This is a genomic window from Leptotrichia sp. oral taxon 218 (genome assembly GCF_018128225.1).
Taxonomy (GTDB): domain Bacteria; phylum Fusobacteriota; class Fusobacteriia; order Fusobacteriales; family Leptotrichiaceae; genus Leptotrichia.
Genome location: NZ_CP072377.1, coordinates 2,075,783 through 2,102,021, shown reverse-complemented (window position 1 = coordinate 2,102,021; position 26,239 = coordinate 2,075,783). Strand labels below are relative to the sequence as shown.

General features: G+C 30.2%; 22 protein-coding genes. 6 read left to right on the top strand and 16 right to left on the bottom strand.

Going from position 1 to position 26,239, the window contains the following annotated elements:
- Positions 1–2: 2 nt before the first annotated feature.
- Genes J5A73_RS09995 through J5A73_RS09975 form a run of 5 tightly spaced genes read right to left on the bottom strand, consistent with a single transcriptional unit; the run spans position 3 to position 6,474 of the window.
- On the bottom strand, positions 3–836 hold the full coding sequence (locus J5A73_RS09995) for an NAD(P)-dependent oxidoreductase (RefSeq protein WP_211615419.1): 834 nt from the start codon (positions 834–836) through the stop codon (positions 3–5).
- Positions 837–3,485, bottom strand: coding sequence for a rhamnan synthesis F family protein (locus tag J5A73_RS09990; protein ID WP_211615417.1), 2,649 nt, complete (start codon positions 3,483–3,485; stop codon positions 837–839). It abuts the gene before it with no gap.
- An 18-nt stretch (positions 3,486–3,503) separates the two neighbouring features.
- Positions 3,504–4,265, bottom strand: coding sequence for an ABC transporter permease (locus tag J5A73_RS09985; RefSeq protein ID WP_256438640.1), 762 nt, complete (start codon positions 4,263–4,265; stop codon positions 3,504–3,506).
- 16 nt (positions 4,266–4,281) lie between these two features.
- Positions 4,282–5,145, bottom strand: a complete 864-nt coding sequence (gene rfbA, locus J5A73_RS09980) for a glucose-1-phosphate thymidylyltransferase RfbA (protein ID WP_211615415.1) — start codon at positions 5,143–5,145, stop codon at positions 4,282–4,284.
- A 33-nt stretch (positions 5,146–5,178) separates the two neighbouring features.
- Positions 5,179–6,474, bottom strand: a complete 1,296-nt coding sequence (locus tag J5A73_RS09975; RefSeq protein WP_211615413.1) for a sugar transferase — start codon at positions 6,472–6,474, stop codon at positions 5,179–5,181.
- 222 nt (positions 6,475–6,696) lie between these two features.
- Between J5A73_RS09975 and J5A73_RS09970 the strand changes: the two genes are divergently transcribed.
- The 5 genes from J5A73_RS09970 to J5A73_RS09950 all read left to right on the top strand — a co-directional run bounded on the left by J5A73_RS09970 (position 6,697) and on the right by J5A73_RS09950 (position 11,249).
- The gene (locus tag J5A73_RS09970; protein ID WP_211615411.1) at positions 6,697–7,266 is read left to right on the top strand and encodes a D-glycero-beta-D-manno-heptose 1,7-bisphosphate 7-phosphatase; all 570 of its coding nucleotides are present in this window, start codon (positions 6,697–6,699) and stop codon (positions 7,264–7,266) included.
- Entirely contained in the window at positions 7,266–8,564 is a 1,299-nt protein-coding gene (gene hemL / locus J5A73_RS09965; protein ID WP_211617451.1) for a glutamate-1-semialdehyde 2,1-aminomutase, read from the top strand. The genes J5A73_RS09970 and hemL overlap by 1 nt, the downstream gene beginning before the upstream one ends.
- 21 nt (positions 8,565–8,585) lie before the next feature.
- The gene (cobT, locus tag J5A73_RS09960) at positions 8,586–9,635 is read left to right on the top strand and encodes a nicotinate-nucleotide--dimethylbenzimidazole phosphoribosyltransferase (RefSeq protein ID WP_211615409.1); all 1,050 of its coding nucleotides are present in this window, start codon (positions 8,586–8,588) and stop codon (positions 9,633–9,635) included.
- Between the two features lie 178 nt (positions 9,636–9,813).
- The gene (locus J5A73_RS09955) at positions 9,814–10,428 is read left to right on the top strand and encodes a histidine phosphatase family protein (RefSeq protein ID WP_211615407.1); all 615 of its coding nucleotides are present in this window, start codon (positions 9,814–9,816) and stop codon (positions 10,426–10,428) included.
- A gap of 53 nt (positions 10,429–10,481) precedes the next feature.
- Entirely contained in the window at positions 10,482–11,249 is a 768-nt protein-coding gene (locus J5A73_RS09950; protein WP_211615405.1) for a cobalt-precorrin-6A reductase, read from the top strand.
- Between the two features lie 76 nt (positions 11,250–11,325).
- Here the strand turns inward: J5A73_RS09950 and J5A73_RS09945 are convergent, their stop codons facing one another.
- The 8 genes from J5A73_RS09945 to J5A73_RS09910 form a co-directional block, all read right to left on the bottom strand.
- Positions 11,326–12,909 (bottom strand): peptide ABC transporter substrate-binding protein, encoded by a 1,584-nt coding sequence (locus J5A73_RS09945; RefSeq protein ID WP_211615403.1) that lies wholly within the window; start codon positions 12,907–12,909, stop codon positions 11,326–11,328.
- Between the two features lie 39 nt (positions 12,910–12,948).
- Positions 12,949–14,538 carry an ABC transporter substrate-binding protein gene (locus J5A73_RS09940; protein ID WP_211615401.1) on the bottom strand — a complete coding sequence of 530 codons (1,590 nt, stop codon included), beginning with the start codon at positions 14,536–14,538 and terminating at the stop codon, positions 12,949–12,951.
- 68 nt (positions 14,539–14,606) lie between these two features.
- Positions 14,607–15,536 (bottom strand): ABC transporter ATP-binding protein, encoded by a 930-nt coding sequence (locus J5A73_RS09935; protein ID WP_305798712.1) that lies wholly within the window; start codon positions 15,534–15,536, stop codon positions 14,607–14,609.
- 10 nt (positions 15,537–15,546) lie between these two features.
- Positions 15,547–16,566 (bottom strand): ABC transporter ATP-binding protein, encoded by a 1,020-nt coding sequence (locus tag J5A73_RS09930; protein WP_305798731.1) that lies wholly within the window; start codon positions 16,564–16,566, stop codon positions 15,547–15,549.
- Between the two features lie 44 nt (positions 16,567–16,610).
- Complete coding sequence (locus J5A73_RS09925) at positions 16,611–17,564, bottom strand: ABC transporter permease (RefSeq protein ID WP_211615397.1); 954 nt, start codon at positions 17,562–17,564, stop codon at positions 16,611–16,613.
- Positions 17,565–18,542, bottom strand: a complete 978-nt coding sequence (locus tag J5A73_RS09920) for an ABC transporter permease (protein ID WP_211615395.1) — start codon at positions 18,540–18,542, stop codon at positions 17,565–17,567.
- Between the two features lie 293 nt (positions 18,543–18,835).
- Positions 18,836–21,445 (bottom strand): bifunctional acetaldehyde-CoA/alcohol dehydrogenase, encoded by a 2,610-nt coding sequence (gene adhE, locus J5A73_RS09915; RefSeq protein WP_211615393.1) that lies wholly within the window; start codon positions 21,443–21,445, stop codon positions 18,836–18,838.
- A gap of 208 nt (positions 21,446–21,653) precedes the next feature.
- The gene (locus J5A73_RS09910) at positions 21,654–23,084 is read right to left on the bottom strand and encodes a sodium:alanine symporter family protein (RefSeq protein WP_211615391.1); all 1,431 of its coding nucleotides are present in this window, start codon (positions 23,082–23,084) and stop codon (positions 21,654–21,656) included.
- Between the two features lie 286 nt (positions 23,085–23,370).
- Here J5A73_RS09910 and J5A73_RS09905 point away from each other — a divergent pair, with 286 nt between their 5' ends.
- Positions 23,371–23,853 carry a thioredoxin family protein gene (locus J5A73_RS09905; RefSeq protein WP_211615389.1) on the top strand — a complete coding sequence of 161 codons (483 nt, stop codon included), beginning with the start codon at positions 23,371–23,373 and terminating at the stop codon, positions 23,851–23,853.
- Positions 23,854–23,956: 103 nt separating this feature from the next.
- On the opposite strand, the gene J5A73_RS09900 is transcribed toward J5A73_RS09905, so the two are convergent.
- The 3 genes from J5A73_RS09900 to tsaD all read right to left on the bottom strand — a co-directional run bounded on the left by J5A73_RS09900 (position 23,957) and on the right by tsaD (position 26,239).
- Positions 23,957–24,457: a TlpA family protein disulfide reductase gene (locus tag J5A73_RS09900; RefSeq protein WP_211615387.1), complete on the bottom strand. Its 501-nt coding sequence runs from the start codon at positions 24,455–24,457 to the stop codon at positions 23,957–23,959.
- A 168-nt stretch (positions 24,458–24,625) separates the two neighbouring features.
- Complete coding sequence (gene pth, locus J5A73_RS09895; protein ID WP_211615385.1) at positions 24,626–25,195, bottom strand: aminoacyl-tRNA hydrolase; 570 nt, start codon at positions 25,193–25,195, stop codon at positions 24,626–24,628.
- Between the two features lie 39 nt (positions 25,196–25,234).
- Positions 25,235–26,239: a tRNA (adenosine(37)-N6)-threonylcarbamoyltransferase complex transferase subunit TsaD gene (gene tsaD / locus J5A73_RS09890; RefSeq protein ID WP_211615383.1), complete on the bottom strand. Its 1,005-nt coding sequence runs from the start codon at positions 26,237–26,239 to the stop codon at positions 25,235–25,237.

Genomic DNA, 26,239 nt, shown 5'->3' with positions numbered 1-26,239 from the left:
GTCTACTTATTTAATATCTTTAATATTGCAGCATTATTTCCCCATATAGCTGGCGAATCATATTCTCTATCAGGAAATGCACCATATTCAAGTTTTATTTTTAAATTATTTTCTCTCAAAAAATTTTCAACTTTTTCTTTTAAGCTAATTGGATTCCCAGAACAACAATTTATAATACCCTTTATCTCTGTTTGCAAAGAGGCTTTTGAAATCATTTCTGCTAATTCATATACACTTATAAAGTCGTATTTATTCTTACCTGTAGAGAATGGAAATTTATCCGCTTTTTCATTTTCTTTTTGTAAAATTTTTGCAAAAATTGACTTATTATTTTTGTCATCTCCTTGAATATAGTATACTCTTAACCACTTTAAATCTATATTTTCATTTTTCTCCAAAATCATTAAAGATTGTCTTAAAGAATTTTTAGCTATTCCATAAAGTGAAATAGGATTTGTTGGCGTTTCCTCTGTTATTTCACCTTCCCAATATCCTATTTCATGCATTGTTCCTATAACATTTATATTCTTTATCCCAATGTTACTCATTTTTTTCAAAAATTCATAATGCTTCGGTATATCCTGAAGATGTGTAAGTGAATTATGTACAAATCCATTTCTCCATGCTAAGTGAATACACACACCTACATTTTTAAATACTTCTGAAAAATCTTCTGAATTTTCAAATATGTTTATAATTTTTTTTTGAGCTCTATCATCAACTCTGTCTAAACAAATATCCGTAGCTAAAACATCATAATTATTATTAAGTAACCATTCTACTACATGTTTTCCTATATATCCATTTGCTCCTGTAACTAATATTTGCTTATTCATCTATTTACCTCCTGAAAATGAATTATCTCTATATTCTTGACATATTTCTTCTGATTTACCTATTTTTTTTATTTTTCCTTTTTCTAACCAAATAACTCTATCACATATTTGCTCTATTTGGTCTATTGAATGTGAGACAAAAATTACAGTAGAACCTTTTTTCATAAGATCTTTTATCCTTTTTTCACTTTTTTTCTGAAATTTTATATCACCTACCGAAAGAATTTCATCAACAATTAAAATTTCTGGTTCTACTATTGTTGCAATTGAAAATCCTAATCTAGCTACCATTCCAGACGAATAATTTTTAAGTGGTGTATCTATAAATTCTTTTAATTCTGAAAATTCTATAATTTCATCTATTTTTTCCTCTAAAATTTTTTTACTGTATCCTAAAATATAACCATTTAAAAATATATTTTCACGTCCCGAAAGTTCCGCATCAAAACCAGCTCCTAATTCTATTAATGGTGAAATTGCACCTTTAACAGTAACTTTACCTTTTGAAGGATTTATAATTCCAGATATTACTTTAAGCAAAGTACTTTTTCCCGAACCATTATCTCCTATTATTCCAATTACATCGCCTTTAAAAATCTCTAAATTTATCTCATCTAAAGCTTTAAACTTTTCAAATATTAAATTATTTTTTAAAAAATTTATAAAAAATTCTTTTAATGAAAATATTCTCTCTTTTGTTATTTTAAATTCCATAGAAACATTTTCTAAAACTATTATTTTCTCTTTACTAATCTCTAAATTTTCTTTAACTTTAAAATTTAAATCTTTTTCTAAATTTTCTTTATTTTCTTCTTCTATTTTTTCAACATTTTTATTAAAAAAATTAGTCTTAGAAAATAATTTATTTTGATAATCATTAATAACTGTAATAACTCCATATAAACTTGTTGTAAAATTTTTCATAAATATAGATTGATTTATTTCTCTGATTGAATAATTTAAATTTGTCAACTCTATTCTTGCCATATTTTCTGTCATTATCCAAGCTCCATAATATCCAGCATCTTGAACAACAAAACCATATACGCGTTCTATCACTTTCATCGGGATTCCGTTTTTTAGATTAGCAATTCTTGAGATATCTTCATATTTCCAATCATAATCAAATAATTTTTTCATTGCTTTTGGTCTAAACCAAAACATTGTTCCTAATGGACTTATTGGCTCTTCTCTCCAATATATAGGAACTTTTAATCCTAATTTTTTTGCTAATGCTTCTGTTTCCTTTAAATTATTTTCCCATTCATTTCCTATCATGTGAAAATAATTTCCATGATTTGGTGGTGGTGGCATTAATATTCCTAATCTTTTGTTCTTTTTAAATACCTCTAATATATTCATGACATATTCTTTACTTGATAAATTACCTTCATAGCATCTGTGTCTAAAAGAAAAAGATTGTAGAAGTTCTATTTGTTCATAATCTTTTTTATCATGCATAAAACAAACATAATCATAATTCATAACTCTATCTTTAGCACCAACTAAAAATGACGATACATCTCTTCCACGATTCTCTATTATTTTTATTTCTATATTTTTATATGGTAACTCTTTTATTTTTTCTTTCAATATCTCTTTTAATTCTTTTTTCGAAATTGTTATTAATATATCAGAATTCAGAGGCATTGATTTCATATATCTTATAGCTTCATCTATTAAATCCTCAAAATATATATTAAAAATTAATAATATCTTATCATCACTAATATCTATTTTATTCTTTTTATATTCGGTTGGTAGTATATAATTTAAATGCATTAATCTTTTTATAGAAGCCATATTTGAAGTTCTTAATATATTTTCCCATATTAAATCTGTATTATAATCCGTTTTCTTTTCTATAAAATTATATGAATCTAAAGTACAATAACCAAATGTATCTGTTAATATATCCATATAATTTTGTGAAAAAGATTTTAACTTTATTATTGGACATCTTCTATTTATTATCAATTCATCTGACATCATCATCAAAGGATATCTTGTATATCCTTCTAAATCAGTTGTATCAATATAAACATCAGATTTGTAGCCTTTTTCATTAAATTCTTTTGTAAAAATAGCCTCATATAATCCTACTGATTCAGCATAAGAATTTATCATTGGCATATTTTCCCACATATCTTGATAATCTTTTGTCTTTAACAAAGAATTTCTAATAACTAAAAAACTTGATTGTATATGTTCTGGTATATATCCATATTTACATGTTTCAAAAACATCGAAATCTACTTCATGATGTTTTGTTATTCCCCAAAAATCCAAATCTTTTTTATTCATTTTCTCAAACATTTCAGAAAATGGATATATTGGTCCAAAAATTGTATAATTCATCAAAATTATTTCATCATAATTCTCTAATTCTTCCCAACCATAAAATTCTAAACCTTCTTTGTAGCCCCATACATCAAATCCTTTATTTTCTCTAACTATAAAATCTGTTACATATTTTTCTACTTTTTTTCTTCCCTCTTCTTGTAATTTCCCATTTGCTACAAAGCAAAGTTTATCGTAGAATTCTTTTAATCCTTCAAAAAAAGTTGGAATATAATTGTCAACTATACCTTCTTTATCATAAAAAAGAAATATAACCAATCTTTTTACTTTTTTTTTATTTAATATCATTATTTATTTCCCTTTCAGTTATATGTAAAAGATAAATTGTTTTTCATTTTTTTTAAATATATACATTCCTAATATCATACTTACTAAAGAATACAAAAAACATAATGAAACCAATTTAATATCACTTATTTTCCTTTCTAAAATTAAATCTCTTGCAAATGTTATATAACAAAATAGTGGATTATATAAAATTGTTTTTACAAGATTTCCTGGTAATATTGTTATAGGATAAAATATAGGAGTTACATATGTCCATATTAATAATAATATTTGATATAAATGAGCAATATCTCTAAAAAATACAGAATATGTAGCTACTATTAATCCTATTCCAAATGAAAATAAAAATAACAAAAAAATTGGAAGTGGAAAAAGCAGTATATAAAAACTAAACTCAATTTTTGTAAAAATAGCAACTATAAATACAGCTATTAGCGAAAAGAAAAGATTACTTAGAGCAAATAAACTTTTCGAGAATGGAAATATATATTTTGGAATATATACTTTTTTTATTAACCCTGCACTATAAATTATTGACATTAATGCCATATTTGTAGTTTCACTAAAAAAAGTAAAAAGCGTTTGTCCTATTATTAAATACATAGGAAAATTTGGTATAGAGGATTTAAATATAGTTGAAAATACAACTGTCATAACCATCATCATTAAAAGTGGATTTAAAATACTCCATAATATCCCCAAAATAGATTTTTTATATTTCACTTTTATATCTCTAATAACTAATTCTTTTATAAGATTTCTATATTTGAATATCTCCATTAATTTCTCACTTTCTTTATTTTTTCAAATCAATCAAATATTTCCCATACTCAGTTTTCATCATAACCTTCGCCAATTCTCTCACTTCCTCTTCACCTATCCACCCTTTTTGATAAGCAATCTCCTCGATACAAGCGATGTAAAATCCTTGTCTTTTCTGGACAGTTTGCACAAAATTTGCTGCTTCCAATAAGGCTTCGTGAGTACCAGTATCAAGCCAAGCTACGCCTCTTCCAAATTTTTTTACGCTTAATTTGCCCTCTTCCAAATATTTTTCATTTACAGATGTAATTTCTAATTCCTCTCTTGCTGAAGGTTTTATTGATTTTACTTTTTTTAGTACCGTATTATCATAGAAGTACAATCCGGGTATTGCATAATTTGATTTTGGATTTTCTGGCTTTTCTTCCAATGAAATTGCTTTTCCATTTTTGTCAAATTCTACAACTCCGTAGGCTCTTGGGTCTTTTACGGGATAACCAAATACTACTGCTCCTTCTTCTAACTTTGATGCTTCTTCCAGTAATCCTGAAAGACCGCTGCCGTAAAAGATGTTATCTCCTAAAATTAAGCAAACATTGTCATTTCCTATAAACTCTTCACCTATTATGAATGCTTCAGCTAAGCCATTTGGATGTTTCTGTACTTTATATTCTAACTTCAAGCCCAACTGACTCCCATCTCCCAATAATTCTTTAAACACTGGCAGATCTCTAGGAGTAGAAATAATCAAAATTTCTCTTATATTTGCCAACATCAATACTGACAATGGATAGTAAATCATAGGTTTATCGTATATTGGCATAATTTGCTTTGAAATTGCCTTTGTTAAAGGATAAAGCCTCGTTCCACTTCCTCCTGCTAAAATAATTCCTTTCATAAAAATCCTCCAATTTTATTTAACTATTTTCTTTTATTTCCCTTTTCCAAAAAGTATTACTTTAACTGTTTTTAATATTATTAAAACATCCAAAATTAAATCCTGATGTTTTAAATAGTATAAATCATATTCTAATTTTCTTTTTGTGTCTTCAATATTTTCGCCGTAGGGATACATCACTTGTGCCCAGCCTGTTAGTCCAGGTTTTATCATGTGTCTTAAGTTGTAATATGGTATTTGTTTTTCGTACTCTTTGGCTAAAATATCCCATTCTGGTCTTGGACCCACAAAACTCATTGTTCCTTTTAAAATGCAAAAAAGCTGTGGCAACTCATCAATTCTTGTCTTTCTCATAAAATTTCCGATTTTTGTCACTCTGTTGTCGTTATCTTGTGCATATTTTGAGTATTTTTGGGGGTCGTGTATTTTCATGCTTCTAAATTTGTAAACTTTAAATGGAACCATATTTTCTCCGATTCTTACTTGTTTGAAAATAATTGGACCTTTTGACTCCAATTTTATTAAAATTGCTGCAATTAGTGCTACTGGTGAGAGTAAAATCATTAGCGTTGAAGCTATGACTAAATCTGCTCCACGCTTCATATTCTTTTGCATTCCGTCATTTAAAATATCAAAACCGTTGGATTGCAGTAACCACTCTTCGTCAATTTTACTTGCATCTATTTTTTTTTGAATTTCTTCGTTAAAAATCTCATAGCTCAAAACTTTCAGTCCATTTACTTTTAGTTCAAAAAGTCGCTTTAAATATTTTTTAAAACTGGGACTTTGCATATCTTTTACAATTACAAGAAGATCAACTTTATTTTCTTTTATGATTTTTTCCATCTCATCGTAATTTCCAATTAAATATTTTGTTGCACGGCTTTTGTTGTTGGAAATATAACCGATGTAGTTATAGTCCAAACTATTGATGATATCTTGCTGAATGTTGTTTTCAATGTGGTTTGAGCCAAAAATTAAGACATTTTTCTTTTTCATGTAAATTGAAGATATTATTTTTCGAAATATTGACTGAAAGATAAAAACTGCACCAAAAACATAAAATATCTCTAATTTTCTTAAAAAGATAAAAAACACAAATGCAAAAATTGCATCAATTGAAAAATTTACAAAAATATTTTTTAATCTAAACCTTTCGGCATAAAAATCTAATTGTCCAAAAATAAATTTTATAAATATGAAAATTAAAAAGATAAAATTTGTTAAATACTTTGTAGTGTAATCATATTTATTTAACAGTATATTGTAAATTAAATAGAGAACAATAATATATATCGTTCGAATTATAACGATTTTTTTTATTTTCATATCTTTTTTCCCTTAAAAACTTCTTAGTTTCTCAATAAAAAGTATAGCATAAATTAGAGCATAATTCAACTGAAATGTAAAAAGAATTTATTGATTTTTGGAAGCAAATTCTATATAATTTGCGTAAGAATGGTTGTTTTTTTTTAGAAAGAAAAAAATAAAAAAATTTAAAAATTTAAAAAAGAAAGAAAAAAAGAGAAAGGAGAAAGAAGGTAAAAAAATATGAAAAATAAATTTATTTTGCTCGACAGAGATGGCGTGATTAATGTGGAAAAAAATTATCTTCATAAAATTGAAGATTTTGAATATGAAAAAAATGTCATTTCGGGTCTTCTAAAATTAAAAAATTTGGGTTATAAATTTGCTGTTATTACTAATCAAGCTGGGATTGCTAAAGGATTTTACAGCGAAGAAGATTACTTTAAATTGCAAAAATTTATTGAAGAAGATTTGCAAAAAAAGGGGATTAAAATTGAAAAGTCATATTTTTGTCCGCATCATCCTGATGGGATCGGGAAATACAAAAAAAATTGTGAATGTCGGAAACCAAATACGAAAAATTTTGAGTTGGCAATAAAAGAATTTGAAATAAATGAAAAAAACTCTTTTATGATTGGCGACAGAGTGACAGATTTGATTCCTGCACAAAAGCTTGGAATGAAAACTGTTCTTGTGAAAACTGGATACGGAGTTAAAAATATTTCAAAACTTAAAGAAAATGGCTTAGATTCTATTGTTGCGGACGATATTTTGGAATTTGCCAACTTAATTGAAAAAGGAGCGATTAAATGATGAATACAAATAAATCAAAAGAAATTTTTGAAGAAGCAAAAAAATCTATTCCAGGTGGTGTAAATAGTCCAGTTAGAGCTTTTCAATCCATAAAAAAAGACTATCCTATTTTCATTGAAAGTGCAAAAGGAAGTAAACTTTTTGACGAAGATGGGAATGAATATATTGATCTGATTGGATCTTGGGGACCTATGATACTTGGACATAATTACCCTGAAGTTCTTGAAGTTGTGAGAGCTGAGATGGAAAAAGGGACATCTTTTGGACTTCCAACAAAAAAAGAAGTTGTATTGGCAGAGCTTGTAAAAGAATGTTTTCCTGCGATTGAAAAAATTAGGCTTACAACTTCTGGGACTGAAGCTACGATGGCGGCTGTGAGACTTTCTCGTGCATTTACGAAAAAGAATAAAATTTTGAAATTTGAAGGATGTTATCACGGACATTCGGATTCACTGCTTGTAAAAGCGGGGTCTGGACTTCTTACTTTTGAGCATCAGGACAGCAATGGAATTACTGAAGCCGTAACCAAAGACACAATAACTGCTCCATTTGGAGATTTTGAAAAAACGAAAAAAATTATTGAAGATGAAAATGACATCGCTTGTGTCATTGTTGAACCTATTCCAGCAAATATGGGAGTTATTGAGACTTCAAAAGAATTCTTGGAATTTTTGCGAGAAATTACTCGTAAAAAAAATATTGTTCTAATTTTTGACGAAGTTATCACTGGATTTAGAATTTCGCTTGGCGGCGCTTGTGAAATGTTTGGAATACAGCCAGATTTGGTCACTCTTGGGAAAATCATTGGTGGCGGATATCCAGTTGGTGCATTCGGTGGAAAAAAAGAAATTATGGATTTGATTTCACCAGTTGGAAATGTTTATCACGCTGGAACTCTTTCTGGAAATCCAGTTTCTGTCGCAGCTGGAATTAAAACGATTTCCATTTTGAAAGAAAATCCTGAAATTTACAAGACTTTGGAGAAAAGAACGAAAGAATTGGTTTCTAAAATAGAAAACTTAATTCAAAAATATGAAATTCCTGCGACTGTGAACTATGTTAATAGCTTATTTACAATCTTTTTTGCAAAGGATAAAATAGAAAATTTGGAAGATGCGATTGATACAAGTGATGAAATGTTTGCCATTTATTTTGACACAATGTTAGAAAATGGGATTATTGTGCCGCCGTCAAAATATGAAGCTCATTTCATTTCCTATGTTCATTCCGACGAAGACTATGAAAAATTTTATTTTGCGTTGGAAAAAGCATTTGAGAAAATAAAAAATAGTTTGTAAAAGTAAAAATTTAGGAGAAAGATGGAGATTTTGAAAAAAACTTTGACCCAAATTGAAGCGGCAAATAGACAACGAATGAAAGAAAAAGAAAAAAAACTTGATTCTTTGCTAAAAACTCCGAAAGGACTTGGAATTATTGAAGATTTGGCAGTAAGACTGGAAGGAATGCGGCAAAATTATCGTCCTAAAAAAAAGATGGTGCTCGTTATGGCAGCCGACAATGGCGTAGAGCGTGAAAAAGTGAGCAAATCCAAAAGAGTCATAACTCAATATGTCGTGGAAGCGATGTTAAACGGCACTTCTTCGATAAATTCTCTGGCAAAAAGTTTTGGTGCTGATGTAAAAGTAGTCGACTTGGGAATTGATGAAAGTTCAAGCAATTCAAAAAAATTTGATTTTGAAGGAATTATTGACAAAAAACTTATGCCATTTGGGACAAATAATATTGCAGACAAAGCTGCCATGAGTTATGAAACCGCTGTATCTGCCATTGAAATTGGAATAAAAATGGTGGACGAATTTGTGAAAAAAGATTATAATCTTTTTGCGACTGGAGAAATGGGAATTGGAAATACTTCGACGAGTAGCGCTATTTTAAAAGTTTTTTCAGATTTGCCGCTGGACGATATTGTTGGATTTGGAAGCGGAATTAATAAAAAGACTTTGGAACATAAAAAAGAAGTTATAAAAAGAGCGATTTTGACTAAAAAAATTGATAAAAAAGATCCGATTGACGTGCTTTCCAAAGTTGGCGGACTGGATATTGCAGGAATGTCTGGAACTTTTTTAGGTTGCGCTAAAAATGGCGTTCCTGTTGTCATAGACGGCTTTATCTCAGCTGTTGCGGCATTAATTACACAAAAATTATGTCCGAATGCTCGTGACTATATGATTGGTTCGCACTTGAGCTGTGAGCCAGGGATGAAATATATTATGAGTGAGCTTAATTTAACCGCGCCACTTCTGATGAATATGAAGCTTGGCGAAGGAACTGGAGCTATTATGATGTTTCCAATCATAGAAGCGGCTTGTAGAATAACTGAAGATGTGAGAACTTATCCAGATGTTTGATTAACTTAACTCAATTGACTTAATTAAAAAAATAAAATATAAGAATTTAAAATTTAAAAATTAAAATTTTAAAAAAAAAGAAATAAATTTTAAAAAAATATATATAAAAGAAAGAAAAGAAATAACTTAAAGAAATTAAAGAAACGAAAGAAAAAGAGAAAGGAAAAAAAAATAAAAAATGAAAGAAATTAAAGAAAATAAATTAAAATTATACATTGTAAGACATGGACAAACTGAATGGAATGTTCTGGAAAAATTTCAGGGACAGATGAATTCGCCACTTACAGAAAAAGGGATTGAAAAAGTTAAGAAAACTGCGAAAGAATTGGAAGATGTTAAATTTGATGCTGTTTATGCTAGTCAAATGGGAAGAACAGTTGAAACTGCAAAAATTATTTTAGAAGATAATAAAAATGAGAAACCAGAACTTCAAAAAATTCCTGAACTTAATGAAATTTATTTTGGGAAATGGCAAGGGATGACTTTTAGCGAGATTTTTGATTTTTCTCCGCAGGAAGCTCATAATTATTTTTATGATGTTAAAAATTACTGTGCGACAAATGTTGGTGGAGAAGAGTTAAAAGATGGACTAACTAGATTTTTACAAGGACTTGACAAGATTGTGAAAGCTCACGAAAGCGGAAATATTTTGGTTGTCACACACGGAACTGTTTTAGAGCTTTTCTTTAACTATATTGAAAACAGGGAAGCAGACGATTTAGATGAAAGAAAACTTATTGGAAATGGAGAATGCCGAGTATTTTATTTTGAAAATGGTAAATTTTTTCAATAGAATTATTTAAAAATTATAATAAAATTAATAAAAAATTTTGGAAAGAGAGAAATATGATTTGGATAATTGGCGGAACAAAAGATGGAAGAGATATTTTGGAAAAACTCGTCAGTGTGAAAAATAAAAAGGATATTCTTGTTAGCACTGCCACTTCCTACGGCGGAGAACTTTTGAAAAAATATACTTTAGATAGCAAAAAAAATATTCAAATAATTTGTAAGAAATTGGATGAAGAGCAAATGGAAAAAGTCATCACCGAAAAAAATATAAATATTGTCATCGATGCAAGTCATCCGTATGCTGCAAATGTGAGCCGCTCTATTTTGAATGTTACACAAAAACTTGGAATTAAATATGTAAGATTTGAGCGGGAAATGCTTGATTATGGAGATGAAAATGTCTTTAAATTTGAAACTTTACAAGAAATGAATGACTTTGTTTTAAAATATGAAAATAAAAATATTTTAAGTACATTGGGATCGAATAATTTGGAAGAAATAAAAGTTATGGGCGAGAAAAATAATCTTTTTGTTCGAATTCTTCCTACAACTTCTTCCATTCAAAAGGCAGAAAATCTTGGATATTTGCCTAAAAATATAATTGCAATTCAAGGGCCTGTTGATAAAAATTTGAATTTAGCTATGCTTAAAAGTTTTAAAATTGATTTTTTGATTACAAAAGAAAGTGGAAAAACTGGCGGAGAAAAAGAAAAAATTGATGCCTGTAAAGAATTTGGAACAGTTGTTTTGGTGCTAAAAAGACCTTTTGTGAATTACAAAAACATTTATTCTGATATTGATAAACTTATAAATTTTATTTAAGATTTTATTTAAAAAAGCCGAGAAATTTTCCCGACTTTTTTTATTTTAAATTTTTTTAGTTTTCTTTTTTTGATATTTATTTTAAAACAACATCTCTTATAAAGAATTCTCCACCAATTGAAACAAATCCTAAATTAGTAACTCTCGGATTAACTAAATATTGTTTTTGTTTTTGGAATAAAATTACAACTGGAGCTTCTTGCGAAATTATTTTTTCCATTTCAATCATCGCTGGTACTCTTGTTTGCGGATCATCTGTTGATTTTACAGTTTTTACAAGCTGGTCATATCTTGAATTTACGAATTTTCCACGGTTATTTGCATTTGTACTTTCAAATAAATCTAAATATGTAATTGGATCTAAGAAATCTCCAGTCCAGTTCATTAGAGCAATGTTAAAGTTATTTTCTTTTGTACGGTTTACACGCTCTTTTCCAGTAACCATTTCTGCATCAACTTGAACACCTAAATTAGTTTTTAAATTATCTTGAATATATTCCACAATGGCTTTTCTACTTCCACTGTCATTAAATAATATTTTTATATTTGGCAATTTAGAAATCCCCGCTTCTTTCATTCCTTCAGCTAACAATTTTTTAGCTTCTGCCACATCATATTTTGGCTGATCTGTTGGAACTTCTTTGGCAAAATCACCTTTTAGTCCGTTAAGTCCAATTCCTTGCGGTGTGAAAGTCTTAGTCGCTTTTTCAGAATTTGAAAGTGCTTTAGTCAACAAATCATTTTTATTGATTGCCATTGAAATAGCTTTTCTGATTTTCACATTTTTGTAAGCTGGATCGTTTACATTAAACAATAAATAATAAATTCCTCCATCTTTAGCTGTCACTAATTCAGGTTTTCCATTAAATTCTTTTGCTTGTTCAAATGTAACTGGTGTAACATCAACTTCATCATTTTTAAAAGCATTTACAGACGAATTACTGTCAATCATTTTCAAAACTACATTTTCTGTCTTAACATTTGCCGCATCCCAGTAATTAGGATTCTTTTTCAATCTCAATTCTGAATTATGTGTCCAGTCGTCCAAAGTGTAAGGACCTACAGCTATTGTATATTTAGCTTCTGAAAAATATTTGTCTTTAACTTGATTATAATATTTTTCATTTAGAGGCATATATGCTTTAAATGTTACCAAATCATCAAAATATGAAACTGGTGCTTCCAATGTAACTTCCAAAGTTTTGTCATCAACCACTTTAATTCCAACTTCTTCGGCACTCGCTTTTTTAGCGTTATATTTTTCTCCATTTTTTATTACAAATAACATATTTGCGTTACTTGCCGCTGTTGCTGGATTTAGCGCACGAAGCCATCCTGCTTTAAAGTCTTTTGCGGTTACTGGATCTCCGTTTGACCATTTTATTCCATCTCTTAAGTGAAATGTCCATTTTAATCCATCTTTTGATTTTTCCCACGATTTTGCAAGTCCTGCAACTGATTTTCCATTTTTATCTTTTCGAAGCAATCCTTCTAAAATAAGTTCATCGACTGTTCCTCCAGGAATGTCAGTTGTGATTTGCGGGTCAATCGAACTTGGCTCCGTTACAATATTTACAGAAAATGTGTTTTGGTCATTCCCACCATTTCCACAAGATAGTAGAAATAGCGACATTGCCAATATCAACAATAATTTTTTCATCTAAAAATCCTCTCTTTCTTTTTTTATTATTTTTAAAATTTATTTAATATAAGTATAGTCCAGTACATAATCTTTTCCAATTGGACTAAATACTATGTCGTGAACTCTTGGATTAACTAATTTTGTATTCTGTCTGTAATAAAGTATTCCAACTGGCATATCATCAGCAAGAATTTTTTCCATTTGAATCATTGAAGCCACTCTCGCTTTTTGATCTCCAGAAGATTTTACAAATTTAACCAATCTGTCATATTCTGGATTTGAGTAATCTGAGTAATTATTTCCATCTTTTGTCACAAATCTGTCCAAATAAGTGATTGCGTCATTAAAGTCCCCATTATAACCAGCAAGTGCAATTTCATAGTTTCTCTGTTCCATTCTGGCAAGTCTTTCACTAAAAGTCATCGCCTGTATTTTAATATCAACTCCTAAATTTTTATGGATTTGATCTTGAATATATTCTGAAATAATTTTATTGTTTCCACTGTCGTTAAAAATCATTTCAAGTGTCGGCAACTTTTGTAAATTTAGCTCTTTTAATCCTTCAGCTAACAAACTTTTCGCTTTTGCAGCATCAAATGCAGGAAACACTTTTCCAGCTTCTTCAGAAAAATCTTTTTGCACTCCCATTATTCCAACACCTTTTGCAGTGTATGTATAAGCAGGTTTTCCAGTTCCACTAAGCACATCAGACACCAATTTTTCTCTATCTACAGCAAGAGACAACGCCTGTCTTATTTTTTTGTTGGCAAGAACTTTATTTTTCATATTGTAAGTCATATACCAGACAGAACCGTCGTCTGTAAGTATTTTTCTCTTGTCATCTTTAAATTCTTTAGCTTGTTCAATAGAAATATTTGTCGAATCTATCTCATCATTTTTAAATGCGTTCAAGCTTCCATTCGGATCGTTTATAAACACAACTTTTACACCTTCAAGTTTTATGCTGTCTTTATTCCAATAATTTTCATTTTTTTCAAAGACAATTTGTGAGTCTCTTGTCCATTCTTTTATTTTATAAACTCCTGATGAAATTGAAGTTTCTTTACTAGTCATATATTTATCTTTAACTTTGTCATAAAATGCTTTATTAAGCGGTGCATAAGTTTGAATTCGCACAATTGAGTCAAAATATGGCAATGGATCATTTAAAGTTACTACTAAAGTGTAGTTATCCACAACTTTTATTCCCAATTCGTCAGGATTTTTGATTTTTCCTGAATTAAATTCTTTTGCATTTTTTATGTAAAATAATTTATCTGCATATTTTGATGCAGTTTTTGGATTTAATGCTCTTACCCATCCATCTTTAAAGTTTTGCGCTGTAATCGGATCTCCATTTGACCATTTTGCATTATCTCTCAAATGGAATGTCCAAACTGTTGAATCTTGATTGTGTTCCCAAGTTTTTGCCACCCCTGGCATTGATTTTCCATCTTTTGCCTGTCTTGTAAGTGTTTCTGTCAAAAGTGAATCGACAAATTCTCCTGTTGAATCATTTGCTAATTCTGGGTCATAAGATTTTCCTTCTTCTTTTAAATTTAAAATTAGCTCATTATCGCCGCTTCCACTTCCGCAAGAAACGATAAAAAATGCAACTAAACTTAAAAGTAACAAAATTTTTTTCATTTTTTTACCATCCTTTTTTTATTTATTTATTTTTATTTTGTTTTTTATTTTTTTCTTTAAAATGACATTTAAATCAAATTTTTTTCTCTCAAAAATGCGGTTTCCACAAAATGTCCCGGTCTATATTCCGTAAGCTCTGGTTCACTTGGAACTTCATTAATTTCAGACACATTTCCAATCGGACTTCGCAAATATGATTCATCCATATTAATTTTTTCCGTCTTTTTATAATCTGGATCTGCAACTGGTACGGCTGAAATCAACGATTTTGTATAACTGTGAACAGGATCTCCGTAAACTGCGTCAGGTGTTCCAAGTTCCACAACTTTTCCCCGATACATAACTGCCACTCTATCTGAAATATATTTTACCATCGACAAGTCATGTGCAATAAACAACATCGTTAAGTTTCTCTCCTTTTGTAAATCCTTTAATAAATTTACAACTTGTGCTTGAATTGACACATCCAGTGCCGAAATTGGCTCATCACATACCAAAACACTTGGATTTACCGCAAGTGCTCTAGCAATTCCAATTCTTTGCCGTTGTCCTCCAGAAAATTCGTGTGGAAAACGACTGGCATGTTCCCTGTTTAATCCAACTAATTCCAATAAACTATAAACTTTTTCCATTCTCTCCTGCTTTGAACTTGCAAGTTTATGAATGTCAATTCCTTCAGCGACTATATCTCCTACCGTCATTCGGGGATTTAGCGATGCCTGTGGATCTTGAAATATCATCTGAATCTCTTTTGTGAAATCCTTTAAGCTGTAATCTTCCACAGGTTTTCCATTATACAAAATCTCTCCATTTGTCTTTTTGTAAAGTCGACTAATTGTTCTTCCAAGCGTTGTTTTCCCACTTCCAGATTCCCCGACAAGACTTAGGATTTCTCCTTTGTAAATATCCATCGTCACATTGTCAACCGCTTTTAATACAGTCTTTTTTTTCATTGGAAAATATTTTTTTAAATTTTTCATCTCTATTATTTTTTCCATAATTCACTTCCTAGTCGTCATTTTTTTCATCTTTTAAAAATTCAATTTTAGGAGCTCCTTTGACATACAACCACGATTTTACAAAATGTCCGCCTCCTAAATCAATCATCGGTGGCTTTCTCTCATAGTCAATTTTCATCGCATATTCAGAACGAGCTGCAAATGGATCTCCTTTTGGCGGATTTAACAAATCTGGCGGTGTTCCAGGAATTGAAGTAAGCCTTTCATTTGAGTTCATATCCAGTCTTGGAAGTGATTTTAATAGTCCCCAAGTGTAAGGATGCTTTGGATTTTTAAATAATTCTCTGACTGGCGCTTCTTCCAATTTTTCTCCTGCGTACATAACAATAACTCTATCTGCCGTTTGCGCTACAACTCCCAAATCATGAGTTATAAGAATGACCGCTATATTTAATTCCTTTTTTATTTCATTTATCAAATCCAGTATCTGTGCTTGAATTGTAACATCTAACGCCGTTGTTGGCTCATCACAGATAAGTAAATCTGGCTCACATGCAAGAGCGATTGCAATTACAACTCTTTGCCGCATTCCTCCAGAAAATTCATGTGGATATTGATTAAATCGCTCTTCTGGCTTTGGAATTCCAACTTTTTTAAGCATTTCAATAGCTCTCTTTTTAGCTTCAATTTTATTTACTTTTTTATGAATTAAAATTCCTTCCATAATCTGCTTTCCAATTTTCATTGTTGGATTTAGTGAAGTCATTGGATCTTGAAATATCATCCCAATTTTTCCACCACGAAGTTTTGCCATTTTTTCATCACTTATAGTGACCAAATCTTCTCCGTCAAACAAAATTTCTCCCGATTTTATCTCTCCCGGCGGCATTTGAATAAGTTTCATAATCGTCTGAACTGTAACCGACTTTCCACTTCCAGATTCTCCGACAATTGCCAAAGTTTCTCCTCTTTCAACGAAAAAACTTATTCCACGAAGCGCCTGAACTTCTCCTGCATAAGTATTAAAAGAAACACTTAAATTTTTTACTTCCAATAATTTTTTTCCCATTTTTTCCATTTTTTCCTTTCCAAATTTTTAGAAAAAATTAAATTTTAACTTCTCAATTTAGGATTTAGTGCATCATTTAGTGCATCTCCTATAATATTAAATGACAATGTAATAAGTGAAATTACAACTGACGGAATAATAAATAAATACGGATAAGAAGTTATATTAGACGACCCGTCATAGACCAAATTTCCAAGCGAAGCCTGTGGAATGGGTACTCCAAGTCCAATAAAGCTCAAAAATGCTTCTGTAAAAATAATATTTGGTATATCCGTCGTAAGTCTTATTATTATTATGCTAAGTGTATTTGGCACCAAATGTTTTAGCGTTATCCACCAAAAATTTCCTCCAAGCGATTTTGAAGCCAATACAAATTCATTTTCTTTTATTTTCAAAACCTCTCCACGAACTAACAGTGAATAATTTAACCATCTTGTAAGCGACATCGCAATAATTATTGTCTTTATTCCATTTCCCATAATTACCATAAGTAAAATTATATAAATCATAGAAGGAATAATCATCAAAATTTCCACAAATCTTGTCATAATTGTATCTACAATTCCTCCAAAATATGCTGAAACAGCTCCATAAATTGTCCCAAATACAACACAAATGGCAGCTGTCACAATTGCAAGTTCCATAGAAATTCTAATTCCCTGTGAAAGTCTTGCAAACAAATCTCTTCCTAAATTATCAGTACCCAAAAAGTGACCTTTTTTCATTCCTTCCATCGGAGTCAAAAACTTAGAAGACAAGTCATTGCTGTTATAAGTGTATTTCGTCATCATCTGTCCAAATATTGCCAAAAATAGAAATACCGCAGTTATCACTAAAAATGTAAGTGCCAATTTATTCTTTTTAAACCTTCTCAGTCCGTCTTGCCAAAAAGTTAAACTTGGCTTGTAAATAACTTCACTTTGTGCCAAATTTGGTCCCACTATTTCAAAGTCTTCTGGCTTTGGCAAATAATCATTATTTTTTATATCTTGTGTCATTTACTCATTTTCTCCTTTCCCAAGTTTAATTTTAGGGTCAACCAAAACATAGATAATATCCATAACTATCATAATCGAAATCAAAAAGATTGCATAAAACACCGTAACTCCCAAAATTAAAGTATAATCTCTGTCGTTAATACTACCAACAAAATATTTTCCAAGTCCCGGAATCGAAAACATCTGCTCAATTACAAACGAACCTGTAAGAACCGCCGCAATCGTAGGTCCCATTATCGTAATAATTGGCAAAATTGCATTTCTCAAAGCATGTTTAAAAACCACATCTCGTGGTTTCACACCTTTTGCAATCGCAAGTTTTATGTAATCCTGCCCCATCACTTCTATCATTTTATCCCGCAAAAGTCTAGCCACAAGCGCTATCGTATAAAGCCCCAGTGAAATTACAGGAAGTATTTTATTCTCAGGTTTTTTCCAACCAAGCAGTGAAATCTTCAAAAGTGGTAAATGCAATTTACCAATTAAAATTCTGTTGTGAACATCGACTGAATATTTTTGTAAAAGTCCAGCCAGTACGAAACTTGGTACAGAAATTCCAACTATCGCAATCAACATCGCAATTTTATCCTGATATTTTCCTCTCTTAAGCCCAGCTATAATCCCCAAAGGAATTCCCACTATAAGTGCAAAAATTAAAGCCCTAGCTCCTAGATCAGCCGATACTGGAAATCCATCCTTTATCATGCTGTTTACCGTTCTTCCAGACGCCTTCATAGACATTCCCAAATCTCCAGTTGAAACACTTTTTAAATATTCCACATACTGAACGCCCAAAGGTTTATCCAAATGATATTTTGCCATCAAATTTGCTTTAATTGCAGGTGGTATCGCCTTTTCATCTTGAAACGGATCGCCAGGAAGCATATGTATCAAAAAAAATGTAATCGTAACGACAAGCCAAAGTGTCCCAAGCCCCATCAAAATCCGTTTAATCAAAAATTTCAAAATATTTTTCATACTTAGATTTTCTTCCTTTCTTTTCCAAAATTTTTATATATCTTATTATATCTATAAAAATACATATTTGCAAGTTATTTATTTTTGTATACAAATATTTTTTATTTTAATATAAAAAAACTACACTCTCTTATCTTGTATTTAAGATTTTAAGTGCAGTTTTAGTGAACTACTCCTTGCTATAAATGTCAATCAAAAATGCAATTCATCTCCCACTTATAGAAGTTGGAGACTTCTTGCCATCTTTTTGTTAAAATAGTTTTAGTTTAGAAAGTTTTAATTTAGAAAACTAACTATTCTTCTTCTTTTTTATAATCTTTTGTTCCATAATAAGCTTCTAGTAAAATTTCCTTCAATTCAGAAATTAGTGGGTATCTAGGGTTAGCTGCTGTACATTGATCATCAAATGCATTCAATGCCATTTCATCAACCGCTTCTAAAAAGTCTTTTTCAGGTACTCCCCAATCTTTAATTGTCATAGGTATACCAATTCGTTTTTTAATTTCCACAATTCCATCAATTAATTTTTCCATTTTTTCTTCTTTTGTATGTACATCTTTTCCAAATCCTAAATGGTCAGACATTTCTGCATATCTTTGCATTGCATTTGGATATCTATATTGAGGGAAAACTCCCATTTTTGTAGGTGCATCAGCAGCATTATATCTTATTACAGTTTCTAATATAATTGCATTTGCAATTCCGTGAGGAATATGGAATTTTCCACCTAATTTATGTGCAAGTGAGTGATTGATTCCTAAAAATGCATTTGCGAAAGCCATACCTGCAAGACAAGAAGCATTTGCCATTTTTTCTTTAGCTTTTATAGCTTTTGCTCCACCATCAACTGACTCTGGAAGATATTTGAATACCAATCTAGCCGCTTCTAATGAATAAGGTTTTGTATATTCTGTCGCCATAACTGAAACATAAGACTCAAGTGCGTGAGTGAATACATCAATTCCTGAAGCCACAGTAAGTCCTTTAGGCATTGAAAGCATTAGTTCCGGATCATTTATTGCAACATTCGGAGTTAATTCATAGTCTGCAAGTGAATATTTTACTCCAGTTTCATCATCTGTAATAATTGAAAATGGTGTAACTTCTGAACCAGTTCCAGCTGATGTTGCAACTGCGATAAATTTAGCTTTTAATCCCATTTTAGGGAATGGCAAAATTCTTTTTCTTATGTCCATAAATCTCATTGCTAAATCTTTAAATCTAGTATCTGGATATTCATATAATACCCACATAATTTTAGCGGCATCCATCGCTGAACCTCCACCAAGTGCAATAATTACATCTGGCTTAAATTCAAGCATAGCTTTTGCTCCTTCTTTTGTCGCACTAAGCAATGGGTCTGCTTTTACATCAGAGAAAATTCTAAAGTCAATTCCAATTTCTTCCAAGACTTTTGTAATGTGATCTGTGTATCCCAATTCTGCTAATACGCTATCTGTTACGATAAACGCTTTTTTATGTTCTCCTTTTAATTCTTCCAAAGCTGTTGGAAGTGAACCATATTTAAAATATACTTTCTGAGGCACTTTGAACCACAACATATTTTCCCTTCTTTCCGCTATTGTTTTAACATTGATAAGATGTTTTACTCCGATATTTTCAGAAACTGAGTTTCCACCCCAAGAACCGCATCCAAGTGTCAATGATGGTTCCAATTTAAAGTTAAATACATCTCCAATTGCTCCAAGTGACGCTGGCATATTAATCAATGTTCTTCCTGTTTTCATTTTTCTTCCAAATTCATCAATTTTTTCTCTTTCTGCCAAATTTACATAAAGAGCTGAAGTATGTCCAAGTCCACCTAATTCAACCAGTGTTTCCGCTTTATCAAGTGCATCTTCAAAGTTTTCACTTCTATACATTGCAAGTACTGGTGATAATTTTTCGTGCGCAAATGGTTCTTCAAGTCCTGTTGATTCAACTTCACCAATTAAAACTTTTGCAGCATGAGGAATTTCAAGTCCTGCCATTTGTGCGATTATATAAGCGCTTTTTCCAACAACTTCTGCATTTAATCTTCCATTTATAAATAAAATTTCTCTAACTTTTTGTTTTTCTTCATCGTTTAAGATGTAAGCACCTCTGTCCAAAAATTCCTGTTTAACTTTGTCATAAATTTTATTGTCAACGATAACAGATTGTTCAGTCGCACAAATTACTCCATTATCAAATGTTTTAGACATCAAGATATAGTTTACTGTCATTTTTATATCAGCTGTTTCATCAATTATAACTGGCGTATTTCCAGCTCCAACTCCAATTGCTGGTTTTCCAGATGAATAAGCCGCTTTAACCATTCCAGGTCCACCTGTTGCAAGAATTAAATCTGCATTTTCCATAAGTTCTTTAGATAATTCTACACTTGGCTCGTCTACCCATCCAATTATATCTTTTGGCGCTCCATATTTAACAGCTTCTTCCAATGCAAGTTTAGCTGCATAAATTGTACATTTTTTTGCTCTTGGATGTGGTGATAAAATAATACCATTTCTTGTTTTTAATGTTAATAATATTTTAAAAGCTGCTGTTGAAGTCGGATTTGTAGTTGGAACAACTCCAGCGATAACTCCTATTGGAGTAGCTATTTTTTTAACTCCATAAGATTTATCTTCTTCCAAAACTCCACAAGTTTTTTCATCTTTGTATTTATTATAAATATATTCCGAAGCAAAGTGATTTTTTATAACTTTATCTTCAATTATTCCCATTCCTGTTTCTTCCACTGCCATTTTTGCAAGTGTAATTCTTTCGTCATTAATTCTTTGAGCTACTTTTCTAAAAATTTTATCGACTGTTTCTTGGTCAAATTTAGAAAACTCTTCTTGAGCTCGTCGTACACGAGCAATCAATTCTTTCAAACTGTCCAAATCTTTAACTGCCATTTATGATTCCTCCCAATAATTTGTAAATATATACTTTTTACTTTTGATATAATACTACTACTTTTATTAAAAATTGTCAAGTGATTTTTTTCATTTGATATAAAAACTTAATTTTATATTTAATTTTAATTAAAAAAGAACTATCTTTTTATTATTTTTTAGATAGTTCTATTTTTTTATTTTTTAAATTTTTTGTGTTAAATAAAAATTATTCATCTTCTGCGCTATAATCATAAGTCACATTTCCTTTTGAACTTTTTTCCTTATAATCCTTGAAAAGCGCTTTTACTTCAAACGACATCCAGACAATGGCAATCAAGTTTGGCATTACCATTAAACTGTTAAATATGTCAGCCAATGACCAGACAATTTTTACTTCCTGCAGTGATCCTGCTATTATGCAAAGAATCACAATAATTCTGTACGGAAGCAACATCTTTTTCCCAAACAAAAATTTGATATCCGATTCTCCAAAATAATACCATCCAATTATTGTTGTAAATGCAAAAAATGCTAGACATACAGCTAAAAGTATCGCTCCAAATTCTCCAAAAGAGCTTTTAAATGCACCTTGCGTAAGCTGCGCCCCCACAAGAAAATTTCCTTTTGCATCTTTTAAAATATAAGCCTTTGTAACTAATATAGATAGTGCAGTTGCACTACATACTAAAATTGTGTCGATAAACACTCCTATCATAGCTGAAAGCCCTTGTTCTACCGGATGTTTTACATGTGCCACAGCGTGAGCATGAGGAGTTGACCCCATTCCTGCTTCATTTGAAAAAAGACCTCTGGCGATTCCTTTTTGCACAGCCACTTTTACACTAGCTCCAGCAATTCCACCTGCAACGGCATTTGGACTAAATGCACTTTTTACAATCCAGACAAATGTTGGAACAACTTCTTTATGAAAGATTATCAGCACCAAAATACTCGCTAAAATATATACAGCTGCCATAATAGGCACTACTAACTCAGCAAATTTTGCTATTTTACTCATTCCGCCAATAAAAATTAAGGCAGCCAAAATTGCAACTATAACTCCTATTATACCAGCATTTATATTTTCCAGTCCAGATATTCCTTTTATACCCGCAGCTATTGAATTCGATTGAACAGCATTTCCCATAAATCCAAGTGCCAAAATAATTGTCACAGAAAAGAAACCAGCTAAAAATTTGGCAAATTTTCCTGTTTTCTTAAGTCCTCTTGAAATGTAATATGCAGGTCCTCCAACTAATTCCCCGTGAATTCTTTTTCTATACTTTTGTGCCAAAACTGCTTCTGTAAAAATTGTTCCCATTCCTAAAAAAGCCGAAACCCACATCCAAAAAACTGCACCAGGTCCTCCAGCAGTAATAGCAGTAGCAACTCCTGCCACATTTCCAGTTCCAACTTGCGCCGCAACAGCTGTCGCCAATGCTTGAAACGAAGACATAGAACCTTCATTAGAATTTTCAGTTTTTTTAAACAGTCCTCCAAATACCATTTTAAAAGCATAGCCTATTTTTGTAATCTGTGGAAATCCCAAAAGAAAGCTCAAATAAGTTCCAGCTCCAAGCAACCCCCACATCAGAATATTACTAGCAATAAAGCTATTAATGTCGTTAATCAATTTAACTAACTGTCCATAATCCATTTTTTTCTCCTTTATTCAAAAAATTTTTACTTTATAAATAAAATTATACCAAAAAAATAAGTATTTTACAACGAAAGAGTGAAATTTAAGTTAATTTTTTCATTTTTTTAATAAAAAGATAGCAAGAAATCGTAGGCTTTCTATAAGTGGGAGTAGTTCACCAAATAATTATTTTGCCATGTTTATATAAAAAAAATCTTGACTTATAAAATTAAATATGATAGTATTCAATTATATAATTGAATAGTTTTAAAAAGATTGAAAAGATTGAAAGGATAAAGATTTTATGGCTACATTTGAAGATTATTTAAAATATGAAGTTACAGAAGAGCAGGAAGATAAAAAACAGTTAAGAATTATAGAAAAAGTTCAGCTTTCGGAAAAAACGGTAAAAGCAATAAAAAATATTGAAAAAGAAATAGAAATTGTTGCAATTGCACAAGTTTATTGTCCAGATTGCAGAGCTGCAGTTACATTTTTGAAAAAATTTAGCGATTTGAACGATAAAATTAAAATAGATTACCGAAATAGAAAAACTGGAGCTGAGTTTTTTCCAAATTTGAAAGAAGGAGAAAAAATAAAAATACCGTCTTTATTTGCCAAAAAAGGAGAAAAATATGAATTATTCTGGAATGAATTTCCAAAAGTTGTGAGAGAAGAAATGGAAAAAAATCCAGATAATTTTGAAGATTTAAAATATAATTACAGAATTGGAAAATTTAATGACAAAATTGAAGAAGAATTGGTAAAATATTTTCTTTCTTTATAAAAATAATTATAAAAATAATTTTATAAATTATTAAATTAAAAATACAGGAAATTTATTTAACATAATAAAAATCCTGTATTTTTTATTTTTTATAAAAATTTTTTTATTTTGCAAACATTTTATTTAATCCGTCAATTTTCATAGTCCCTTTTTGAACATCTTCTATTACAGATTTATTTATTTTAACATTAGTTGGAACTTCAGTCACTTTAAATCCTTTCAAAATTGAACCGTCAAAGTCGTAATAAACAGGGAAAGTAAATTTACTTTCTTCCACATATTTTTTCGCTTTTGCAAGAGAAGATCTCTTGTTTGTAAATACAACTACTACATTTACATTGTCTTTATTTTCTTCATAAAATTTTTGCACATCAGGTAATTCAGCATGACAATCAGGACACCATTCAGCAGCTACTATAAATAAAGTTGGCTTTCCGTTATTAAAAATTTTTCTAACTTGTGTTTTTGCTGCACTAAAATCTTTTAGCTCAAAATTTGGAACTTTAGTTCCTGGTTCTGCATTGATTTCAAAAGTTTTAACAGTTTTGGCACAACCTAGCACAAATGTCATAAGCAGTGACAAAATAATCAATATTTTTTTCATTTTTACATCCTTTCATGCAACTAATATATTTTTAAATTCTGTTCATTAAGTTTCTAGAAATTTTGTTCAAATACAGTTGTTGCAGATTTTTAATTTTTTACAAAATTATTATAGCACAATAACTTTATAAGTCAACATTTTTATATACAATTTTAAAAAAATAAAAAATTATTTTTTAGAATTATATTTATTCATCAATTTTTGAGTTGGCATATCGTCTTTTATATCATCAATTAAATTAAAAATCTTTTCTCTCGAATCTCTTAAAACTTCCTTTTCTTCAGGTGTAAATTTTCCAAGCACAAATCCCAATGTTTCTTCTTTCGTCTTGGGTTTTCCAATTCCAAATTTTATTCGCACAAATTCATTTCCAACATGCGAAATAATGGATTTTATCCCATTATGTCCTCCAGCACTTCCATTTTGCTTAATTTTCAATTTTCCAAACTGCATATCCATATCGTCGTAAATTACAAAAAGTTCAGTTTTTGGATCAATCTTAAAAAATCTTATCGCTTCTCCAACTGCTTCTCCACTTAAATTCATAAAAGTCAAGGGTTTTTGATAAAAAACTTTGTCACCATTGTAATTTGTGTTTACAAAAAGTGATTTATATTTTTCAGTAAAATTTGTAATTTTTTTTTCTTTTAAATATTCGTCAATAAATATAAATCCTATGTTATGTCTAGTTAGTTTATATTGTTCGCCTGGATTTCCTAATCCTACGATTAATTTCATGATAAAATTTCTCCTTTTTATTTTTTTTATTGTATTTTTTTATTTTTCTTCTTTTGTAGAAATCGCATCGACATCGTAATTATTTTTTTTGTCATCAATTTTTTTATTTTTAAGTTCGTAATAAGCCGCAACTCCAATCATTGCCGCATTATCCGTACAATATTCCATTTTGGGAAAATGAACTTCAATATCTGAAAAATTTTCAAATTTTTTCCGAAGACCTTTATTCGCTGAAACTCCTCCAGCTACAAGCAAAGTTTTTACATTTTTTTCTTTTACCACTTTTTCAACTTTGTCATACAAAATGTTTACAATAGCTTCTTGCAACGACTTTGAAATATCTTCTTTTGAAATCTCATTTTTTTTCATTCTTTCGTGATTCACATAATTTGTAATAAAAGTTTTAACTCCGCTAAAACTAAAATTATATCCGTCAACTTTAGGTTTTTTGATTTTTAAAATATCTTTTCCTTCAACAGAAAGTCTATCAATTTGCGGACCGCCGGGATATGGAAGTCCCAAAATTCTAGCAATTTTGTCATAAGTTTCTCCAACTGCGTCGTCCAAAGTTTCTCCCAAAAGCTCTGTCACAATTTTCTCATCTTTTTCGTAAATATAATACAAATTTGTGTGTCCACCTGAGACAACAAGTGAAATTGCTGGAAGTTTTACATCACTTTCAATAAAACTTGAAAAAATATGTCCGTTTATGTGATTTATTGGAATAAGCGGAATATTGTTGGCAAAACTTACTGATTTTGCAAACATAAGTCCGACTAAAAGTGATCCAATTAGTCCTGGTGTATTTGTAACAGCGATGTAATCAATATCTTTAAGAGTTACATCTGCTTTTTTTAACGCTTGTGTAAAAACTGGTAAAATATTTTCAATGTGGTGACGAGAAGCGATTTCAGGCACAACTCCACCAAATTCTTTATGAATGTCAATTTGTGTTGAAATGATGTTACTCAACACTTTTTTTCCATCTTCAATTACAGCGACTGAAGTTTCATCGCACGAAGATTCGATTGCGAGTATTTTCAT

Bases quoted from the DNA above. Each gene is read 5' to 3' on its own strand.
- J5A73_RS09995 (WP_211615419.1), bottom strand. From the start codon at position 836: ATGAATAAGCAAATATTAGTTACAGGAGCAAATGGATATATAGGAAAA.
- J5A73_RS09990 (WP_211615417.1), bottom strand. From the start codon at position 3,485: ATGATATTAAATAAAAAAAAAGTAAAAAGATTGGTTATATTTCTTTTT.
- J5A73_RS09985 (WP_256438640.1), bottom strand. From the start codon at position 4,265: ATGGAGATATTCAAATATAGAAATCTTATAAAAGAATTAGTTATTAGA.
- rfbA (WP_211615415.1), bottom strand. From the start codon at position 5,145: ATGAAAGGAATTATTTTAGCAGGAGGAAGTGGAACGAGGCTTTATCCT.
- J5A73_RS09975 (WP_211615413.1), bottom strand. From the start codon at position 6,474: ATGAAAATAAAAAAAATCGTTATAATTCGAACGATATATATTATTGTT.
- J5A73_RS09970 (WP_211615411.1), top strand. From the start codon at position 6,697: ATGAAAAATAAATTTATTTTGCTCGACAGAGATGGCGTGATTAATGTG.
- hemL (WP_211617451.1), top strand. From the start codon at position 7,266: ATGAATACAAATAAATCAAAAGAAATTTTTGAAGAAGCAAAAAAATCT.
- cobT (WP_211615409.1), top strand. From the start codon at position 8,586: ATGGAGATTTTGAAAAAAACTTTGACCCAAATTGAAGCGGCAAATAGA.
- J5A73_RS09955 (WP_211615407.1), top strand. From the start codon at position 9,814: ATGAAAGAAATTAAAGAAAATAAATTAAAATTATACATTGTAAGACAT.
- J5A73_RS09950 (WP_211615405.1), top strand. From the start codon at position 10,482: ATGATTTGGATAATTGGCGGAACAAAAGATGGAAGAGATATTTTGGAA.
- J5A73_RS09945 (WP_211615403.1), bottom strand. From the start codon at position 12,909: ATGAAAAAATTATTGTTGATATTGGCAATGTCGCTATTTCTACTATCT.
- J5A73_RS09940 (WP_211615401.1), bottom strand. From the start codon at position 14,538: ATGAAAAAAATTTTGTTACTTTTAAGTTTAGTTGCATTTTTTATCGTT.
- J5A73_RS09935 (WP_305798712.1), bottom strand. From the start codon at position 15,536: ATGGAAAAAATAATAGAGATGAAAAATTTAAAAAAATATTTTCCAATG.
- J5A73_RS09930 (WP_305798731.1), bottom strand. From the start codon at position 16,566: ATGGGAAAAAAATTATTGGAAGTAAAAAATTTAAGTGTTTCTTTTAAT.
- J5A73_RS09925 (WP_211615397.1), bottom strand. From the start codon at position 17,564: ATGACACAAGATATAAAAAATAATGATTATTTGCCAAAGCCAGAAGAC.
- J5A73_RS09920 (WP_211615395.1), bottom strand. From the start codon at position 18,542: ATGAAAAATATTTTGAAATTTTTGATTAAACGGATTTTGATGGGGCTT.
- adhE (WP_211615393.1), bottom strand. From the start codon at position 21,445: ATGGCAGTTAAAGATTTGGACAGTTTGAAAGAATTGATTGCTCGTGTA.
- J5A73_RS09910 (WP_211615391.1), bottom strand. From the start codon at position 23,084: ATGGATTATGGACAGTTAGTTAAATTGATTAACGACATTAATAGCTTT.
- J5A73_RS09905 (WP_211615389.1), top strand. From the start codon at position 23,371: ATGGCTACATTTGAAGATTATTTAAAATATGAAGTTACAGAAGAGCAG.
- J5A73_RS09900 (WP_211615387.1), bottom strand. From the start codon at position 24,457: ATGAAAAAAATATTGATTATTTTGTCACTGCTTATGACATTTGTGCTA.
- pth (WP_211615385.1), bottom strand. From the start codon at position 25,195: ATGAAATTAATCGTAGGATTAGGAAATCCAGGCGAACAATATAAACTA.
- tsaD (WP_211615383.1), bottom strand. From the start codon at position 26,239: ATGAAAATACTCGCAATCGAATCTTCGTGCGATGAAACTTCAGTCGCT.